The organism is Microbacterium sp. MMO-10 (assembly GCF_037148715.1).
Taxonomy (GTDB): domain Bacteria; phylum Actinomycetota; class Actinomycetes; order Actinomycetales; family Microbacteriaceae; genus Microbacterium.
On the sequence record NZ_JBBCSV010000003.1, the window covers coordinates 431,087 to 449,952 of the forward strand.

Annotated in this window: 17 protein-coding genes; 7 read left to right on the forward strand and 10 right to left on the reverse strand. The window is 70.7% G+C overall.

The features are described from left to right. Positions 1 to 11 precede the first annotated feature (11 nt). The 4 genes from WFJ17_RS10860 to WFJ17_RS10875 all read left to right on the forward strand — a co-directional run bounded on the left by WFJ17_RS10860 (position 12) and on the right by WFJ17_RS10875 (position 5,540). A complete protein-coding gene (locus WFJ17_RS10860) occupies positions 12 to 803 on the forward strand; it encodes an amino acid ABC transporter permease (protein WP_336648421.1) in 792 nt (263 codons plus the stop codon). Continuing rightward, on the forward strand, positions 800 to 1,555 hold the full coding sequence (locus WFJ17_RS10865; RefSeq protein WP_251438846.1) for an amino acid ABC transporter ATP-binding protein: 756 nt from the start codon (positions 800 to 802) through the stop codon (positions 1,553 to 1,555). The genes WFJ17_RS10860 and WFJ17_RS10865 overlap by 4 nt, the downstream gene beginning before the upstream one ends. 215 nt (positions 1,556 to 1,770) lie before the next feature. Beyond that, entirely contained in the window at positions 1,771 to 3,075 is a 1,305-nt protein-coding gene (locus WFJ17_RS10870; protein WP_336648422.1) for an alpha/beta hydrolase, read from the forward strand. An 8-nt stretch (positions 3,076 to 3,083) separates the two neighbouring features. After that, the gene (locus tag WFJ17_RS10875; protein ID WP_251438842.1) at positions 3,084 to 5,540 is read left to right on the forward strand and encodes a bifunctional lysylphosphatidylglycerol flippase/synthetase MprF; all 2,457 of its coding nucleotides are present in this window, start codon (positions 3,084 to 3,086) and stop codon (positions 5,538 to 5,540) included. Positions 5,541 to 5,717: 177 nt separating this feature from the next. Here WFJ17_RS10875 and WFJ17_RS10880 read toward each other — a convergent pair whose 3' ends face one another. The 4 genes from WFJ17_RS10880 to WFJ17_RS10895 are packed head-to-tail and all read right to left on the reverse strand — an operon-like array spanning position 5,718 to position 9,668. Next, the gene (locus tag WFJ17_RS10880; RefSeq protein WP_251438841.1) at positions 5,718 to 6,815 is read right to left on the reverse strand and encodes an ABC transporter ATP-binding protein; all 1,098 of its coding nucleotides are present in this window, start codon (positions 6,813 to 6,815) and stop codon (positions 5,718 to 5,720) included. Continuing rightward, positions 6,812 to 7,612, reverse strand: coding sequence for an ABC transporter permease (locus WFJ17_RS10885; RefSeq protein WP_292885405.1), 801 nt, complete (start codon positions 7,610 to 7,612; stop codon positions 6,812 to 6,814). Before WFJ17_RS10885 ends, WFJ17_RS10880 begins: the two co-directional genes overlap by 4 nt. Continuing rightward, a complete protein-coding gene (locus WFJ17_RS10890; RefSeq protein WP_374208744.1) occupies positions 7,609 to 8,526 on the reverse strand; it encodes an ABC transporter permease in 918 nt (305 codons plus the stop codon). The genes WFJ17_RS10885 and WFJ17_RS10890 overlap by 4 nt, the downstream gene beginning before the upstream one ends. Next, positions 8,523 to 9,668 (reverse strand): ABC transporter substrate-binding protein, encoded by a 1,146-nt coding sequence (locus WFJ17_RS10895; protein ID WP_251438838.1) that lies wholly within the window; start codon positions 9,666 to 9,668, stop codon positions 8,523 to 8,525. The genes WFJ17_RS10890 and WFJ17_RS10895 overlap by 4 nt, the downstream gene beginning before the upstream one ends. Positions 9,669 to 9,843: 175 nt before the next feature. Here WFJ17_RS10895 and WFJ17_RS10900 point away from each other — a divergent pair, with 175 nt between their 5' ends. Beyond that, positions 9,844 to 10,296: a hypothetical protein gene (locus tag WFJ17_RS10900; protein WP_251438836.1), complete on the forward strand. Its 453-nt coding sequence runs from the start codon at positions 9,844 to 9,846 to the stop codon at positions 10,294 to 10,296. A 111-nt stretch (positions 10,297 to 10,407) separates the two neighbouring features. Here the strand turns inward: WFJ17_RS10900 and WFJ17_RS10905 are convergent, their stop codons facing one another. Both WFJ17_RS10905 and aspS read right to left on the reverse strand, forming a co-directional pair. After that, the gene (locus WFJ17_RS10905; protein ID WP_295032879.1) at positions 10,408 to 10,932 is read right to left on the reverse strand and encodes a GNAT family N-acetyltransferase; all 525 of its coding nucleotides are present in this window, start codon (positions 10,930 to 10,932) and stop codon (positions 10,408 to 10,410) included. 211 nt (positions 10,933 to 11,143) lie between these two features. Next, complete coding sequence (aspS, locus tag WFJ17_RS10910) at positions 11,144 to 12,943, reverse strand: aspartate--tRNA ligase (RefSeq protein ID WP_336648423.1); 1,800 nt, start codon at positions 12,941 to 12,943, stop codon at positions 11,144 to 11,146. A gap of 137 nt (positions 12,944 to 13,080) precedes the next feature. Between aspS and WFJ17_RS10915 the strand changes: the two genes are divergently transcribed. Both WFJ17_RS10915 and WFJ17_RS10920 read left to right on the forward strand, forming a co-directional pair. Further along, a complete protein-coding gene (locus tag WFJ17_RS10915) occupies positions 13,081 to 13,476 on the forward strand; it encodes a DUF5684 domain-containing protein (protein WP_251438830.1) in 396 nt (131 codons plus the stop codon). Positions 13,477 to 13,495: 19 nt separating this feature from the next. Then, positions 13,496 to 14,119 (forward strand): histidine phosphatase family protein, encoded by a 624-nt coding sequence (locus WFJ17_RS10920; RefSeq protein WP_251438828.1) that lies wholly within the window; start codon positions 13,496 to 13,498, stop codon positions 14,117 to 14,119. Positions 14,120 to 14,180: 61 nt separating this feature from the next. On the opposite strand, the gene WFJ17_RS10925 is transcribed toward WFJ17_RS10920, so the two are convergent. The 4 genes from WFJ17_RS10925 to WFJ17_RS10940 form a co-directional block, all read right to left on the reverse strand. Next, complete coding sequence (locus WFJ17_RS10925) at positions 14,181 to 15,428, reverse strand: kynureninase (RefSeq protein WP_336648424.1); 1,248 nt, start codon at positions 15,426 to 15,428, stop codon at positions 14,181 to 14,183. Further along, entirely contained in the window at positions 15,425 to 16,312 is an 888-nt protein-coding gene (locus tag WFJ17_RS10930) for an amidohydrolase family protein (protein ID WP_336648425.1), read from the reverse strand. The genes WFJ17_RS10925 and WFJ17_RS10930 overlap by 4 nt, the downstream gene beginning before the upstream one ends. Before the next feature lie 3 nt (positions 16,313 to 16,315). Beyond that, complete coding sequence (locus tag WFJ17_RS10935) at positions 16,316 to 17,107, reverse strand: tryptophan 2,3-dioxygenase (RefSeq protein WP_292885769.1); 792 nt, start codon at positions 17,105 to 17,107, stop codon at positions 16,316 to 16,318. A 237-nt stretch (positions 17,108 to 17,344) separates the two neighbouring features. Further along, positions 17,345 to 18,643, reverse strand: coding sequence for an HNH endonuclease signature motif containing protein (locus WFJ17_RS10940; protein ID WP_336648426.1), 1,299 nt, complete (start codon positions 18,641 to 18,643; stop codon positions 17,345 to 17,347). Between the last annotated feature and the right edge of the window lie 223 nt (positions 18,644 to 18,866).

The following is an 18,866-nucleotide window of genomic DNA, read 5'->3' on the forward strand; positions in this document are numbered from 1 at the left end:
GATCAACGCCGATGGCCCTGAAGAAACGGACCCGCACGCGGGTCTATCACTACACCGTCTACGCGGTGATCATCGCGCTCATCATCTGGGCCGTGATCGCCACCGACTGGCCCACGGTCGCGAAGCAGTTCGCGAATCCCGAGGTCGCCATGAAGCTGCTCCCGGGCATCATCACGGTCGGCTTGAAGAACACCGTCCTCTTCACGATCTACTCGTTCGTTGGCGGCTTGATCCTCGCGGTCGTGCTCGCCCTGATGAAGCTGAGCGACGTCCCGCCGTTCCGCTGGGCGGCGACCGTGTGGATCGAGTTCTTCCGCGGCATCCCCGCGCTGATCACGATCTTCGGCTTCGGGATCATGCTGCCGATCGCGACGAAGGTCACGATCCCCGGGGCGCCGGTGGGCGCCGCGGTGCTCGGCCTCATCGTGGTGTCGTCGGCCTATATGGCCGAGACGATCCGCGCGGGGATCCAGGCGGTGCCGAAGGGACAGACGGAGGCCGCACGATCGCTGGGCATGTCCTCCGGCCGCACGATGTTCTTCATCGTGCTTCCGCAGGGCTTCCGGATCATCATCCCGCCGCTCACGAACGAGTTCGTGCTGCTGCTCAAGGACACCTCGCTGTTCTTCGTGATCGGTGCGACCCCGCTCACCTATGAGCTGACGACCTTCGCCCGCAACGGGCTGTCCACCTATGCGAACGCCACGCCGCTGGTCATGGCGGCGCTGCTGTACCTGATCGTGACGCTGCCGTTGACGCGGCTGACGGCCTGGCTCGAGCGACGGATGGCGAGGGAACGATGAGCACCGACCTGATCAATCTGAGCGCCCCCGCGATCGACATCCAGGGCCTCGTCAAGCACTACGGCGACAACGAGGTGCTCAAGGGCATCGACCTGACGGTGAACGCCGGCGAGGTCGTCTGCGTGATCGGCCCCTCCGGATCCGGCAAGTCGACGCTGCTGCGCTCGGTGAACATGCTCGAGGAGCCGACCGGCGGGAAGATCGTGATCGAGGGGATCGACATCACGGATCCCGACATCGACATCGATCGGGTGCGCGCGCGCATCGGCATGGTGTTCCAGAGCTTCAACCTGTTCCCGCACATGAGCGTGCTGGGCAATCTCACGATCGCCCAGCGTCAGGTGAAGAAGCGCGGCAAGGCCGAGGCAGAGAGGGTCGCCCAGGAGATGCTGGAGCGGGTGGGCATGGGCCACAAGGCCGACGCCTACCCGAGCCACCTCTCCGGCGGTCAGCAGCAGCGCGTGGCGATCGCGCGCTCGCTGTGCATGAATCCCGACATGATGCTCTTCGACGAGCCGACCTCGGCGCTCGACCCCGAGCTCGTGGGCGAGGTGCTGCAGGTCATGCGCACGCTCGCCGACGAGGGCATGACGATGATGGTCGTCACCCACGAGATGGGCTTCGCCCGGGAGGTCGGCTCTCGGCTGATCTTCATGGACGGCGGGCACATCCTCGAGGAGGGCGACCCCCGCGAGGTGCTGGCCAACCCCCAGCACCAGCGCACGAAGGACTTCCTGGCGCGCGTGCTCTGACGCCGCCGAGCGGAGCCCCGAGCCCGCCGGCGCATCCGGACTCCTGTCCCGGTGCGCCGGCGGGCTCGTCGCGTCGGCGGGGGATCTTATCCGGGGCCGCGCGTGTTCATAGGCTCCTCCAAGCTCCGGCAAAGCGCGCGTACCGATGACGCCGAGCGGGCACCGATTACGATGAGTGGTCGCCACCGCCCGGGGGCGGGAGAGCGAAGGTCCCCATGCTGCGCTGGCTGCTGGAGCTCGACCTCGTCGACGGCCCGGTGCCGTGGACGATCTGGATCCTCGCCGCCGCCGGCGCGGTCGCGCTGCTGATCCGTCCGCTGCGGCGGCGCTGGATCGTGCGGGCCGGGATCGGGATCCTGCTCGGGGCGCTCGTGGGATGGTTCCTGGTGGTGTGGGCCGACGTGACCAAGGCGTTCGAGCTGCCGATGCCTCCGGATGTGAAGTGGTGGACCACGGGCGGATTCGCCCTGCTGGGCCTGTCGATCGTGAGCCTCTGGCGGTCGCGCTGGTGGCAGAAGGCGATCGGGATCCTCACCATCATCACCTCCATCCTGTCGATGTTCCTCGGCATCAACCTGGCCTTCGGGCTGGATCGCTCCCTCGGCGAGATCCTCGGGGTGAACACCCTGGCCTCGGCCGGAGGGTTCGCCGCGCCCCTGACGACCCCCGCCCCGACGACGCCGCTCTCCGAGACATGGCACGCACCGGCGGGCATGCGCAAGAGCGGGGAGACGCGGGTGCTCTCCGGCGACCTCAAGATCCCGTCGACGGGCGGGTTCGTCCCCCGGGACGCGAGCATCTACCTTCCCCCCGCCGCGCTCGTCAAGGATCCGCCGGCGCTGCCGGTGATGGTGCTCATGATGGGCCTTCCCGGCAGCCCCAACCCGCGCGCCGTCGCGGGGGTGCTCAACGGCTTCGCCGCCAAGCACCAGGGCCTCGCGCCGATCGTCATCGTCGCCGACCAGCTGGGCTCGCAGACGCAGAACCCCGGCTGCGTGGACTCGAAGGCGTTCGGCGGCGTCGAGACCTACTTCAACACCGACATCCCGAACTGGATCCGCACGCATCTGCGGGTGCTTCCCGATGCGAAGGACTGGACGATCGCGGGCTACTCGAACGGCGGCGCCTGTTCCTTCATCTACGGCGCCCGTCACCCCGAGATCTGGGGGAACATCGCCAACACCTCCGGCGAGCCGTGGGCCGGCTTCGCCGACCCCGCCTCGGTGCTCAAGCCGGTGTACGGAGGAGACCAGGCCGCGTTCGACGCGAACAAGCCCGAGGCGATCCTCCGGGAGCACCCCGGTGCATACGCCGACCACTGGGCGGTCTTCTCCGCCGGGGCGCTGGACAAGAAGTACGGCCCGGCGAACCGGACCTCGGCCGATCTGGCCGAGGCGGCGGGATTCCGCACGACCTTCCATCTCATCCCGAACGCGACGCACAGCGGACCCGGTCTGTACGGAGGCCTCGCCGAGGCGTTCTCGGTACTGTATCCCCGGTGGGGATTGGCGGCAGGATGAGGATCTCGGTGGCACAGACTGCGGGCGCCGTTTCGCGCCGCGTCGCCGGCTACGTCCGGCGGCATCCGTTCGCCGTGGCGCTGAGCGCCCTGCTCGTGATCACGGGCCTGTCCTTCGGCACGCTGTGGGGGCGGCACCCCGCAGGACTCGGCGTCAGCCCCCTCGTGCTCGGCAGGGAGCGGCAGTGGTGGACGCCGCTCACGGCGCTGCTCGTCCCGAACTCCTGGGGCGGGCTGCTGCTGTCGGTGCTGCTCGCGCTCACCCTGCTCGCCTATGCGGAGCGCCTCATGGGCACGCGACGGGTCATGATGTCGTTCCTCGTGACCGGGGTGCTGGGCGTGCTGCTCGGCGTCGGGATCCAGTCCCTGGCCTGGTCCTGGGGGCAGGTGTGGGCGCGCGTCGACTCCCGCGGCGTGGTGTTCGACCCCGCGATCGGCATCCTCGGCGCGATCCTGGCCGGCAGCGCCTTCGCCCCCGCGCTCTACCGGCGCCGGATCCGCCTGATCGGTCTCTCGCTGCTGGTCACGTTCACGCTCTACGGCGGTGACGCGGACAGCGTGTACCGGCTCCTCGCCGCCCTGACCGGTCTGCTCCTGGGGCTGCTGCTCACGAGCGGCGCCCCACGCCCCGTCGTCTATCGAAGCTCCTTCGGGGAGACCAGGACGCTGATCGCCGCGATGGTCGCGGTCACCGGCCTCGGCCCCCTGATCGTGCTGCTCACCGGTGTCGGGATCGGGCCCCTCGCACCCGTCGTGGCGGGCCTGCGCGGCGTCGACATCTCGGGCATCACCGACGCGTGCGCACGCAACAACGCCTCCGCCCACTGCGTCGCGGGCGTCACGACCGCCTTCGCCGCCGGCACCGGCGTGGTGCTCATGAGCCTGGTGCCGCTGCTGCTCAGCCTCATCGCGGCATGGGGGCTGCGATCCGGGCGCCGGGCCGCCTGGTTCCTCGCGATCGGCGTGAACACGGTGATGGCGCTGCTCACGGGCATCAGCCTGGTGGTGCGCTCGATCCGGAACCCGACCGACGTGGTCGAGATCGATCGGCAGTTCCCCGGATTCTCGGTGCTCGCGATCCTCGTCCCGGTGGGCATGTGCATCCTGCTGGCGATCACGCACCGCCGGTTCGCCGTGCGCGCGTCGCGTGTCGCCGTCCGGCGGTTCGCGGTGACCATCGGCATCGCGTTCGCGGTGCTGGCGACGACGAACATGATCCTGGTGACGGTGGTCTCGCACTCGCCGTCGTTCTGGTCGTCGCTCGCGACCACGCTGCGCCGCTTCCTGCCCACGATCATCGGCCATCCGGGCGGCCACAGCCCGCTCACCGGGCTCGCCCTGGTGCTGCACCGCGACGTCGGCGCACTGTTCTGGATCATCTTCGCCCTCGCTCTGCTCCCGCTGCTGCGGGCCCGTTCGCGCAGCACCGCCGACGAGGCGGAGCGCTTCCGCACCCAGCTCCGCGAGACGGACGGCGGCACCCTCGGCTTCCTCGGCACCTGGGAGGGCAACGAGCACTGGTTCACGGCGGACGGCCGGGGTGCGGTCGCGTACCGGGTGGTGAACGACATCGCGATCGCCGTGGGCGATCCCGTCTGCACCCCGGGCGACGCGGCGCAGACCGTGCGGGGATTCCTCGACTTCTGCGACGCGAACGCGTGGACGCCGGTCTTCTACAGCACGCACGACGAGTTCGTGCCGACCTTCCGCGCGCTGGGGTGGCGGAGCATCTCGGTCGCCGAGGAGACCGTGGTGCCGCTCGATCGCTTCGAGCTCACCGGCAAGGTGTGGACGAAGGTCCGCCAGCCGTACAACCGCGGCCAGCGCGACGGCCTCACCACCCTCTGGACGACCTGGGAGCAGCTGCCGGCGGGGCTCGTGGCCCAGCTCGACGCGCTCAGCGAGCAGTGGATCGCCGAGAAGGCGCTGCCCGAGATGCGGTTCACGCTGGGCGGCGTCGAGGAGCTGAAGGATCCCGACGTCGAGATCCTCCTCGCGATCGGCCCCGAGGGAGAGCTGCAGGCGGTGACCAGCTGGATGCCGGTGTGGCGCGAGGGCGAGCTGATCGGACGCACCCTGGACTTCATGCGCCGCGCGGACGGGGCCATGCCGGGCGTGATGGAGTTCGCGATCGCCTCGGCGGCCCTGCACATGAAGGAGCAGGGACTCGCGGTGATGAGCCTGTCCGGCGCTCCGCTCGCGCAGACCGTGGAGGCGGATGCCGACGCGGACCGCGATACGATCACCCGCCTGCTGGGCTGGCTCAGCCGCGTGCTGGAGCCCGCGTACGGGTTCGCCTCGCTGCTGCGCTACAAGGGGAAGTTCAACCCGGAGTACCGGCCCATGCACCTGTTCTACGCCGACAACGGGCAGCTGCCCGCGATCGGCCTCGCGATCGGCCGCGCCTACCTGCCCGACGCATCGCCCGCCGAGTACGTCGCGCTGGCCCGGTCGCTGGCCGGCTGAGACCCGCTCACCGCCGTCGTCATCCGCGTCGCGCCTGAACCCGTGCAGGGCGGTGGCCTTCCCGTCGCAGAAAGTGTCGCTGTCGTCCGCTCGGAACGACACTTTCTGCGACGGGAGCAGACCGCATCCGCCCTCTCCGACGCTCCGGTGGCACGCGGAGCGGACGGGACGGTGCGGCTAGGCCGCGGTCCCGCCCCGGCGCACCGCCACGGGCTCGGCGTCGACCGCGAGCCCGACCCGGTCGCCGTACGCGGGACGGATCCGTGCGGCGTGCTGCACGCGCACCAGCGCGCCGTCCTCGGTGCGCACGAGCGTGCGCCGCATGCTGCCGAGGAACATGCTCTCCTCGACGGATCCGGTCACCGCCGCGTCGGAGGCATCCACCAGGCGCACGTTCTCGGGGCGCAGCAGCACGTCGACCTCGCCGGTCGCGGGCGTCTGCAGCGGGAGGTCGGTGCCCCAGACGCGCACGCTTGCGCCGTCGGCGATCCCTCGGACCACACTGGAGAGCCCGACGAACGCGGCGACGTGCGCGGTCGCCGGACGCAGATACAGCTCCTCGGGGGTGCCGATCTGGTCGATCCTGCCCGCATCCATCACGGCGATCCGGTCGGAGACGCTGAGCGCCTCCTCCTGGTCGTGGGTGACGAAGACCGTGGTGATCCCGAGCCGCAGCTGGAGCCGGCGGATCTCGTCCCGCAGCTGCACGCGCACCTTCGCGTCGAGGGCGGACAGCGGCTCGTCCAGCAGCAGCACCCGAGGCTCGGTGACGAGGGCGCGGGCCAGGGCGACGCGCTGCTGCTGCCCGCCGGAGAGCTGATGCGGGAACTTGTCGGCGTGGGCCTCGAGCCCCACCAGGGCGAGCGCGTCGAGCGCCCGCGTGCGCGCCTCGGCGGTGGGCACCTTGCGCCGGCGCAGTCCGAACGCGGTGTTGTCGACGACGCGCAGGTGCGGGAACAGCGAGTACGACTGGAAAACCATGCCCAGATCGCGCTTGTTCGTGGGGACGCCGGAGACGTCCTTCCCGCCGAGCAGCACGGCTCCGCCGTCGGCGCTCTCGAGCCCCGCGAGCACGCGCAGCAGCGTGGTCTTGCCGCATCCCGACGGTCCGAGGAGCGAGACGAACTCGCCGGGCGCGATGTCGAGGTCGATGCCGTGCAGCACCGTCGTGCGGCCGTAGCTCTTCACGATGCCGTCGAACTGCACGCGCGTGCCGTCGGCGCGATCGGCGAGCAGGGAGTTGTCCGCCGTGCGGGGGAGCGCGGTGTCGCTCATGAGTCGGCCTTTCCGGAGCGGCCGCGCGCGGCGCGTCCGATGATGAGGAGCAGGAGGAAGCTGAAGGTGAGGGCCATCAGGGCGAACATCGCCGGCGCCCAGCCGTCCTGCTTCTGCACGACGACGAGCGCGGTCTGCAGCACCTCCCGGTTCAGCAGGGACGCGATCGTGTACTCGCCGAGCACGACGGCGATCGACAGCAGGGACGCGGCGAGGAGGCCCTGGCGCAGGTTCGGCGCCAGCACGCGCAGCACGACCGTGAACCAGCCGGCGCCCAGCGAGCGGGCCGCCTCGGCGAGGGTCGTCAGATCGACGGCGTCGATCGAGGCCTGGATGGAGCGGTAGGCGAACGGCAGCACGGTGATGCCGTAGGCGAACGCGAGCGTCCAGGCGCCGGTGCCGAGCGAGCGCCCGATCTGCAGGTAGATCGGGGTGAGGCCGACGACGAGCACGATCGCCGGGATCGAGATGGGCAGCAGCACCGCGAACTCGAACACGGGGCGCAGGCGGGGGAAGCGCAGGTTGACGAGGATCATCGTCGGCGTGAGGAGCAGCAGCACGATGAGCACCGTCACGACCGCGAGGATCAGCGAGTTGCCGAGGCCCGTCCAGATCGGCTGATAGACCGAGGCCTGGGCCGGATCCCCCAGAGCCGCCCAGTGCGCGACGGTGAAGGCGCCGGTGTCGGGGGCGCGGAAGGTGTACGCGAGCGTCGCCGCCAGCGGGATCAGGAAGAACAGCCCGACCACGATCCCGATGATCCAGCGGGTCGCGGCGGAGGGGCCGAGCCGGTTCACGACTGCCACCTCGCCGCTCGGCGCGCCACCAGGGAGTACAGCCACATCACGATCCCGACGACGACGATCATGCCGAGCGCGAGGGCTCCGGCGAGGTTCTCCCGGCCCAGCACGGTCTCGCTCGTGAGCGCGGCGCGGATCTGCAGGGGCACGATCTGGGCGCCCTGGCTGGCGAGGGCGGCCGCGGTCGCGTAGGACGAGAAGGCGTTCGCGAACAGCAGGAGGAAGCTCGCCAGGAAGGCGGGGGCGAGCACCGGGATCCCGATCCGCAGCCAGAAGCTCGCGCGCGTGCCGCCGAGGGTGAGGTTGGCCTCGGCCCACTGCGGCTTGAGCGCCGAGAGCGCCGGCATGAACGTGATGACCATGAGCGGGATCTGGAAGTAGAGGTAGGGCAGGATCAGCCCGGGCAGCTCGTAGATCCACGGGCCCTGGGCGTAGAGGGAGATCCCGACGTCCTTGAGGAGCTGGGTGATCACGCCCTGCAGGCCGATCGAGGCGATGAACATGAAGGCGAGCATCACGCCGCCGGTCTGGGCGAGGACGCCGGAGGCGGCATCCACGACCGTGCGCACCGCGCCGGCGGGATTCATGTCGAGGAGCGCGTAGCAGACCAGTGCGCCGGCGATCGCTCCGATCGCGGCGGTGAGCAGCGAGAGGCCCGCAGAGTTCGCGAACGTGAGGAGCACGGTGGGATCCCCGAGCGCGGAGAGGTTGCTCCAGGTGAAGGATCCGTCCCGGGTGAAGAACCCGGTCGCCACGGCCAGCAGCGTGGGCAGGGCGAGGAAGATCAGCAGGTAGGCGGCGAACGGCACCAGGCCGACGGCCGCGAGGACGGACGACCCGCGCCGGGCCGAAGCACGAGGCTTCGACCCGGCGCGGGGTGCGGCCGGAGCCGCGGTGGCGGTGGAGGTCACTGGACCGCCGCTGCCCACTTCTCGCCGAGCAGCTTGCCGGCTGCGGTGCTCTGCGCCTCGGTCGGCACGACGGTCTCCTTGGGGGCGGCGGGCAGCGCGGCCGCGAGGGTCTTGTCGATCGTCCCGGCCTTGGTCATGGCGTCCGCGCGGACCGGGCGGGCGCCGCCCTTCAGCCACAGGTTCTGGCCCTCGTCGCTGTAGAGGAACTCCTGCCAGAGGCGCGCGGCGGCCGGGTGCGGGGCCGCCTTGTTGATCGCCTGGTTGTAGTAGCCCGCGTAGCCGGTGCCCGGAAGCACGACCGTCTTCCAGTTCTTGTTGTCCTTGACGTGCGCGGCGTTCAGGTAGTCCCAGTCGAAGACGACGGGGGTCTCGCCGCTCGCGACCGTCGCCGTCGTCACGTCGACCTTGAGCAGGTTGCCGGCCTTCTGCAGATCGGCGAAGAAGTCGACGCCCTTCTGGTAGTCGTCCAGCGTTCCACCGGACTGCACCGTGGCGAGGCCGACCGCGGCGAAAGCGGCGCCCGCCTGGGTGGGGTCGCCGTTGAGCGCCACGGCGCCCTTGTACTCGGACTTCTTGAGGTCGGCGAGCGTCTTGGGCTCGGGGAACTTCGAGGAGTCGTAGCCGATCGACATGTACCCGCCGTAGTCGCCGGTGAACAGGCCCGTCTTCTCCTTGAGGTTCTCGGGGATGTCCTCCCACGTCGAGACCTTGTAGGCGGCGAACTTGTCGGTGTTCTGCAGCGTGACGGTGAGACCGAGGTCGAAGACGTCGGGAGCCGTGTCGAGCCCCTCGTTGGTCTTCGCCGCCTGGATCTCCTCGGCGCTGGACGCGTCGGGGGAGGCCTCGTTGATCGTGATCTTCGGGTACTTCTTCTTGAACGCGTCGAGGATCTCGCCGTAGTTGGCCCAGTCGTGGGGCAGCGCGATCACGTTGAGCTTGCCCTCGGCCTCGGCCGCCTTCTCGAGGTCGGCCAGGGTTCCGAAGTCCTTGAGGGACGTGGCGGTGGCGGCCTTGGCGCCGGTGCCGGCGGAGCCGCTGGGGTCGGCCGAAGCGGATCCGGAGCAGGCGGAGAGCAGGAGCGCGGCGCTGGCGGCCAGCGCGATGCCGGCGCCGATGCGCGCACGACGGGTGCTGATGGGCATGATTTCCTCTCGGTGTCCGGCGCGGGCGCCGGTTCGGGTCGAGAGGGAATGTACGGCGGCCGGGTTACCGGCATCACGGAGACGGATGAACGCGTCGTGAACGGCGGGGATCCGATCCGCCTCGCCCGCGCGCCGGCGGCTTCCGTCGTGGTGTCCTGGCTGGTTGGATCGGAGTATGGATCTTCCCGACGTGATCGAGCTCGACGGCGCCACCCTCATCCGCATCGACGCGCCGGAGGACGTCGCCTGCTGGACCGCGGGCGTCGAGGGCGGCGACGGCGGATGGACGGTGAGCATCGTCGTCGAGCCGGCCGAGGCGCCGAGCGCGGAGGCGACGGAGACGGCGCAGGGCGTGGTGGACGAGTTCGGCGCGCTCAGCGAGGCCGCCATCCGCTATCTGGTCGAGGAGCTGCAGGATCCGGGACTGTCCGCGGCGGATCGGGCGCTGCTCGCGGCCGAGGAGCCGCCGTTCGGCGCTCCGGAGGCGGTGGTCTGGCAGGACGGCACCTGGATGATGCGCTTCGCCGAGAGCGGCCTGGAGATCGGCGAGGAGTACGGCATCGGCGTGATGTTCGCCGGCCGCACCCCTGTCGCGATCGAGGACCTGTCGGACCCCGACGAGGTCTGAGCGGTCCGAGCCGTGGTCGTTGAGCGAGCACGGCCGCAGGCCGCGCGAGACGAGACGCGGTGATGCTGCGCGATTGCCGCGTTTCGTCTCAGTCGCCTTCGGCGTCTTCGCTCAACGACCCCGGGGGGCGGGCGCGGCGTACTTGAAGCCGCGATGGGAGCCGGTGAATCCGAGCCGCTCGTAGAAGCGATGCGCGTCCAGTCGCTGAGCGTCCGACGTGAGCTGAACGAGGGGGCTGCCCAGCTCGGCGGTCGCGACGTCCATCACCCACCGCATCAGCGCGGATCCGACGCCGCCCGAGCGCAGCTGCGAGCTCACCCGCACGGCCTCGACCAGCAGGCGGGTGGATCCCTGACGGGACATCCCGGGGATGCGCGTGAGCTGGAAGGTGCCGACCACCGTCCCGTCGTGCTCGGCGACGAGCAGATCGTTGGATCCGTCGGCCAGCACCGACTCCAGGCCCGCCCGGTAGGCGGGGAGGTCGTCGTCGGAGGCGGTGTCGCCGCGCGCCGCGCTGATCGCGTCGTCGGCGAGCAGCGCGACGATCGCAGCGGTGTCGTCGGGGCGAGCACGGCGCAGGGTCACGACACCGATCCCGGTCTGGATCGGCACGGGCAGGGTGAGGTCGGCGAGCATGTCTCGATCCTGTCACGGGCGAGCGGCGGGTGCCGCGTGGATCCGGCGTGCGGCGCGGACCCGGCGTGCCGCACGGACCCGGCGTGCCGCACGGACCCGGCGGGCGCCGCCCTGTCCGCTTCGCACGGAGAAAAGCGCTTCGCTCGGACGGAATCGCGGAATCCATCCGAGCGAAGCGCACATCTCCGAGCCTGGCGCCCGGTGCGGGGCCTTAGGCCTGGGCGGGCGCGGGCTCCTCGTCGGACTCCGCGACGGCGTCGACGCCGGCCTCCTTGCGCTGCTCCGCGGTGATCGGGGCGGGCGCCGCGGTGAGCGGGTCGAAGCCGTTGCCGGTCTTCGGGAACGCGATGACCTCGCGGATCGACTCGGTCTTGGAGAGGTGCTGCAGCACGCGGTCCATGCCGAGCGCGATGCCGCCGTGCGGGGGAGCGCCGAACTTGAACGCGTCGAGCAGGAAGCCGAACTGCTCCTGGGCGACCTCGTCCGAGATGCCCATGACCTCGAAGACGCGCTTCTGCACGTCCTCGCGGTGGATGCGGATGGATCCGCCGCCGAGCTCGGAGCCGTTGCAGACGATGTCGTACGCGTAGGCGAGGGCGGATCCGGGGTCGGTGTCGAAGGTCGCCTCGAACTCCGGCTTGGGGCCGGTGAAGGCGTGGTGCACGGCGGTCCAGGCGCCGGCGCCGACGGCGACGTCGCCCGAGGCGACGGCGTCGGCCGCCGGCTCGAACATCGGGGCGTCGACGACCCAGGTGAACGCGAACACGTCGGGGTCGAGCAGACCCAGACGGCGCCCGATCTCGACGCGCGCGGCCCCGAGCAGGGCGCGGGAGTCCTTCGCGGATCCGGCGGCGAAGAACGCGCAGTCGCCCGGTGCCGCGCCGACGAGCGCGGCGAGACCCGCCTGCTCCGTCTCGCTGAGGTTCTTCGCGACGGGTCCGCCGAGCGTGCCGTCCTCGTTGAACAGGACGTACGCGAGCCCGCGGGCGCCGCGCTGCTTGGCCCAGTCCTGCCAGGCGTCGAGGGCCTTGCGCGGCTGCGAGGCGCCGCCGGGCATGACGACCGCGCCCACGTAGTCGGCCTGGAACACGCGGAACGTGGTCTCGGAGAAGTACTCGGTCGCCTCGACGAGCTCGAGCCCGAAGCGCAGGTCGGGCTTGTCGGATCCGTACTTCGCCATCGCGTCCGCATAGGTCATGCGCGGCAGCGGCGTCTCCACCTCGACGCCGATGGTGGCCCACATCGCGCGGATGACGGCCTCCATCATCTCGATGACGTCCTCCTGATCGACGAAGGCCATCTCGATGTCGAGCTGGGTGAACTCGGGCTGACGGTCGGCGCGGAAGTCCTCGTCCCGGTAGCAGCGCGCGATCTGGAAGTACTTCTCGACGCCGCCGACCATGAGCAGCTGCTTGAACAGCTGCGGGCTCTGCGGCAGGGCGTACCAGCTGCCGGGGTGCAGGCGCGCGGGCACGACGAAGTCACGGGCGCCCTCGGGGGTGGAGCGGGTGAGGGTCGGGGTCTCCACCTCGGTGAACTCGCGCTCGTGCAGCACGTCGCGCAGCGCCTTGTAGACCTTCGAGCGCAGCTGCAGCGGCGCGATCGAGGCCGGGCGGCGCAGGTCGAGGTAGCGGTGCTTGAAGCGCACGTCCTCGCCGACCGGGTCGGCCTCGGCGAGGCCCGAGGACACCTGGAAGGGCAGCGGCGCCGACTCGTTGAGCACGACGACGTCCTGCACCACGATCTCGATCTCGCCGGAAGGCAGGTTCGGGTTCTCGTTGCCCGCAGGACGGCGCGAGACCTCGCCGGTCACCTGCAGCACGAACTCGCTGCGCAGCGGGCGCGCCGTCTCCTCGTCGCGGATCACCACCTGGGCGATGCCGGTGGCATCGCGCAGATCGATGAAGGCGACTCCTCCGTGGTCACGACGGCGATCGACCCACCCCGCGAGGGTGACGGTCTGACCGATGTGCTCGGCTCGCAGTGAGCCTGCCGTGTGGGTGCGAAGCACGGATTACGCCTCCAACTAGGGAAAAGGGATCCCCGTCATTCTACGGGGACGGGCCGGATGCCTCGTGGGGAGGCGATGCGGATCACTAGACTCGCGGCAGCACCACCCCTCGACCGATCCCCTGGAAGGCGCTCCCCATGCACATCCTCCCCACCGAAGACCCCACCGACGCGGCCGGCAACATCTACGCGGGGCTGTTCTCCGGCACCACCAGCATCTTCGCGCTGATCTTCTACGTCATCGTCGTGATCGCGCTGTGGAAGGTCTTCACCAAGGCCGGACACCCCGGGATCCTCGCCATCATCCCGATCGTCAACCTCATCTTCCTGATCAAGATCGCCGGGATGAGCGGCTGGTTCGTGCTGCTCTACCTCATCCCGATCGTCAACATCGTCATGTCGATCATCGTGGCGATCAAGCTGGGCAAGAACTTCGGCAAGGGCGGGGTCTTCTCGTTCTTCCTGCTGTGGCTGTTCTCGTTCATCGGCTACTTCATCATCGGGTTCGGATCCGCCCAGTACCGTCGCGTCTGAGCGAGGACCTCGCATACCGATGGCCGCGGAAAGACTGCACCTCGTCCGGCACGGCGAGGTCTTCAACCCCGACCACGTGCTCTACGGGCGTCTTCCCGGCTATCACCTGAGCGAGGCCGGTCGGCGGATGGCGCAGGCCGCCGCCGACCACCTCGCCGGGCTGGACCGGCCCGTCTCGGCGCTGCGCTGCTCGCCGCTCGAGCGCACCCAGGAGTCGGCGGAGCCCTTCACGGCCGCCTTCGGCCTCGCGCCACGGCTCGATGATCGCATCATCGAGCCGTGGAACGTGTTCGAGGGCACGCGGATGCGCCGTGCCCTGATGAACCCCTGGAACTGGCGGCACCTGCGCCGCCCGTCCGTGCCGAGCTGGGGCGAGCCCTACGCGTCGATCGCGGACCGGATGCGCGCCGCGATGGACGAGGCCTGGCACGAGGCGCCCGGTGGCGACGTGGTGTTCGTGTCGCACCAGGCGCCGATCTGGATCACGCACCTGTCGGTCGCCGGGCTCCCGCTGCGGCACGATCCCCGCACGCGGCGCTGCGCGCTGTCGAGCATCACCTCGTTCGAGCGCGTCGGCGACGTGTGGCGCGAGGTCGACTACGCCGAGCCCGCCCCGGCCGGCATCGACCTCGGCGCGGTCTGAGGCCCCGCTTATCGAGTCGTCCCCCTCACCACGGCCTATGGCTCGTGGTGAGGGGGACGACTCAATGGGTGAGCGCGTCGCGCACGGCGATGACCCCGAGCAGGGTCTCCTCGTGCGAGGTGCTCAGCGGGGACAGGCCGAGCCGGATCCCGTCGGGGAACCGGAAGTCGGGGATGACCCCCTCGCCCCAGAGCTCCTGCGTGACCGCCTGGAAGTCGGGGTGGCCGATCGTGACGTGGCCGCCGCGCAGGGCGCTGTCGCGCGGGCTGAGCAGCCGCACGCCGAGCGGGACGAGGAGCTCGTCCGCGGCGCGCACCGCGAAGTCGGTGAGCGAGACCGACTTCGTGCGCACCGCCTCGATGCCCGCCTCGGCGATGAGATCGAGCATCGCCTGCATGGCGAGCATGCTCGTCACCGGCGGCGTGCCGCTGAGCAGCTGCCGGATGCCCGGGGTCGGCGCGTACTGCGGGCCCATCGCGAAGATGTCGGCGGCGCTCCACCAGCCCTGGATCGGCTGACGGATGTGCGGCTGCAGGTCGCGGCGCACGTAGGCGAAGGCCGGGGAGCCGGGTCCGCCGTTGAGGTACTTGTACGTGCAGCCGACGGCCAGATCGGCGCCGCTGTCGTCGAGCCGCACCGGGACGGATCCCGCCGAGTGGCACAGGTCCCAGAGGATCAGGCCGCCCGCCTCGTGCACCTGCGCCGTGATCGCCGCCATGTCCGCCAGGGCGCCGGAACGATAGTCGACGTGGCTGAGCACGACCAGCGCGGTCCGCTCCGACAGCACCGGCGCGAGGTCGTCGACCGTGACGCCGTGCACCGGATCCGGCTGCACCCACACGAGCTCCATGCCCAGCTCGGCCGCGACGCCCGCGGCGATGAAGCGATCGGTCGGGAAGTTGCCCTCTTCGATCACGATCTCGGTGCGGCCCTCGCCGGCCGCCGCGGCACCCGCGCGGATGAGCTTGTAGAGCACCACGCTCGTCGAGTCCGCGACGATCGTCTGCCCGGCGGCGGCGCCCAGGGCGACCTCGGCGATCCGGTCGCCCAGCCGCTCCGGCAGGTCCATCCACTGCTCGTCCCAGGAGCGGATGAGGCGCGTGCCCCAGTCCTCGCGGACGAATGCCGCGAGCCGCTCCGGGACGACGGCGAGCGGCCGCCCCAGCGAGTTGCCGTCGAGGTACGCCTGCACGCCCGGCGCCTCCACGAACGCGTCGAGGTGCGCCCGCAGCGGATCGGCGGCGTCGAGGGCGCGCGCCGCCGCGAGCAGCTCCGCGGTGGTGTCGGCGGGGGCGGTGGGGTCGCTCATCGGGTGCCTTCCGTTTCGGCGGGTTCGAGGGAGACGGGTTCGAGGTGGACGGGTTCGACGTCGAACGGGTCGGCGTCGCGGGCGGGCAGGAGGAACCGCCGGCCGGCGGTCGCCGCGACGGGCACCAGCGCGCGGATCAGCGCGGCGCCGCGGATGCCGGCCTCGCGCAGCGCGCCGACCTCGGCGGGGTTCAGATCGACCGGGGTGTCGCCGTTGCCCATGTCCGTGCCGTAGCGCACGGTGCCGCCGTGCGCGTGGAAGCGGCGCACGTTGTCGATCGCGATCTCGCGCGCCTCGCCCTCGTGGATGCCGAGGGTCGAGATCCAGGCGATCCGTCCCGCCTGGCGGGCCACCTCGTCATCGCTCAGCCGCTCGGTGAAGGGGGCGTGCGCGAGGGCGCGGACCCCCAGGCGCGGCATCCGCTGGGCCTCGCCCGGCCCCTCGGCGTGCGCGACGACCGGGAGCCCCGCCTCGTCGGCGGCGCGGACGATGCCGGCCACGAGCTCGTCGCTGAACACCGGCCCCGCCGTGCGGTTGCTCGCGATCTTGATGACGGAGGCTCCGGCCGCCTTCATCTCGGCGACGGCGGCGACGGCGCCGTCGAGGTCGTCCAGTTCGCGCACGGATCCGGCGGGCGCCCAGGAGCGATCCGAGGGGTAGCCGCCGGTGGGGGTCAGGAACGCGCCCGCGTAGGAGATCGCGATGCCGTGCGGGTCATGACCGAAGCGCTCCGAGACCGCGCCGGCGATCCGCGCGATCTGCACCGGATCCGACCCGAGGTCGAGTCCGCGCCCGAGCCTGCTGGATTCGAGCAGGCCGACGTCCACGAGCTGCAGGTGCACGTGATGATCGGTGAACCCGCCGATGGAGAGGGCTTCCGCCATCGGTCACCGCCCGATCTCGGTGCGCACCGCGTACAGCTCGGGGAAGAAGGTGAGATCGAGGGCGCGCTGCAGGAAGTCGACCCCGCTGGATCCGCCGGTGCCGACCTTGCGGCCGATCGTGCGCGTGACGGTGCGCAGATGCCGGAAGCGCCAGAACTGGAAGTTGTCCTCGACGTCGACGAGCTCCTCGCACGCCTCGTACAGGTCCCAGTGCTCGTGCGGGTTCTCGTAGATCGCGGTGAGCACCGGCACGAGCGACTCGTGCATGCGATACGGCTGCCGCACGTCGCGCTCGAGGATCTCGGCGGGGACCGGCAGCCCCCGTCGTGCGGCGAGCCGGAGGAACTCGTCGTAGAGCGTCGGGCGCTCCCACTCCGCGGTCAGCATCGCGAGGTTCTCGGCGTGATCGCGGAACACCCCGAGCATCCGCTCGTTCTTGTTGCCGAGGGCGAACTCGACGGCGCGGTACTGCACCGACTGGAAGCCGGAGGAGTTGCCGAGGTCGCCGCGGAACTCCGCATACTCGGTGGGGGTCAGGGTGGCGAGCACCGACCACTGCTGGGTGAGCACCTCCTGGATGTGCTTCACCCGGGCCATGTGCTTGAGCGCCGACCGCAGGTCGTCCTCGGCGAGCCGGTCGCGGGCGGTGCCGAGCTCGTGCAGCACGAGCTTGAGCCACAGCTCGGTGGTCTGGTGCTGGATGATGAACAGCATCTCGTCGTGGTGCTGCGGCACGCTGACCGGATGCTGTGCGCCGAGGAGCCGGTCCAGGTCGAGATAGGAGCCGTAGGTCATCCGATCCTTCAGATCGGTGACGATGCCCTCTTCGAGCGCGCGTTCGTTGTCCGCCACCGGCGACCTCCTCGTCGTGTACGTCTCCAGTATTTCATCGGCGCTTCGGAAGCGTCTGTGATCGGAGCCATCGCCCCGCCCCCCTGATCCGTCTCGCTGCACGTGCCATCGGCTGCGCGAGTGTGCAGGCGAGGACCTCCGCCCGTGTTCGTTCTCGCCCGCGCTTGTCTCCGCCCGCGGTCATGCGGCGGCCGTGCGGGCGGAGTCCTCTTCGGGCGTGTCCTGCGCCACGAACATGACCCGCGGCGGCGGCGCGTCCGAGTACTCGACGCCGGCGGGGGTCGTCCAGACGATGGTCCCGTCCCGGCGCTGGCGCGCGGTCCAGCGCCACCTCGCGTCGACGTCCGGGTGCTTGAGGGCATGGTGGGTGGCGCAGAGGCACGCGAGGTTGGTGATCGCGGTGGGGCCGCCGCGGGCGTGGTCGTAGGTGTGATCGATCTCGCACCTGCGCGCGGGTCTGCGACAGCCAGGGAACCGGCAGGTGCGATCTCGGGCGCGGAGATGGCGCCGCATCGCCGCGGTCGGCTGATAGGCGGTGGTGCGGGTGATCATCCCCGCGTCGTCGAGGTGCAGTCGTCGCCAGGAGGCGGCGGACGCGGCGAGGTCGCGCGCGAGGTCGGCGTCTGCCGGGCCATGGGCGTCGAGCTCGGCGAGGCGGTCGTCGATCCCCGCGAGGGTGGCGGCGCTGACGGTGACCTGCACCGTCGGGCGGATGCTCTCGAGGATGTCGGCGTCATGGTCGACGCGGCCGGTGAGGAGGCGCAGCAGGATCCGGTCGCAGCGCACCTGATCCAGGGTGCGTGCGTCGCCCAGCGGATCGGGGTCCGCGCCGTCCTGCTTCGCCGCGCGGAGGATCGCATGGCCCTCCTGCGTGACCAGGTCGTACGCGGAGTGGATGAGCACGGCGGGGCCCGTGACGTGCAGGCTCGCCTGTCCGCGGCCCTCGTCGGTCACCGTGACGAGCCGCTGATCCTGTGCGCGGTCGTGCTGCTCCTGCACGGTCGCGGGCGCGAGGGCGGCGACGACGCTCTCGGCGAAGGCCTTCGTGCGCGCGCGGGTCTCCGCGGAGGCGTAGGGGACGACCGCCGTCTCGTAGGCGGCCGCCACGGCATCGTCCCCGGCGGGGAGATCGCGCGCGGCCTCGACGATCACGTCGGCGTGCGCCAGCGTGAGCGCACCGGCGGCGAGGGCTTCACGCGTGCCAGGGAGGCGCTCCTGCAGGGTGTGTGCATTGGCGAGCTGCTTCGCAGCGGCGTAGGCGGTGATGCGCAGCCCCGCGGAGAGCTCGCTGATCATGGATCGTTCGGCCTGCTCGAAACCGTCCTGCCCCGGGCGGATCTCATCGAGGAGCAGCCGCACCCGTTCGGCCAGTCTCTCCGCCTTCCTGGCCTGCAGCCGGGAGATCTCGCGGTCGATCTGCGCGCACTCCTCGACCAGCGCCGCGCTGCGGCGAAGCGTGTGGTCGAGGGCGGGTTCCATGCTTCCAATCTAGAACGCAGCATCGATGCTGGAGAGGGGAAGAGGGGATCTGTGGACAACCGGTTTCGCACATCCGTATGACGGATCGAATCGCGGGTTCAAGGGGTCGCGCGGGCGTCGCTAGGCTGTCCCGTGACAGCGCCTAGGGTTCCGGGGTCCGCCCGACTGGTCCGAGCGGCGCCACGTCGGGCCTTCGTGGGCCCGACGTCATCTGAACGGACAA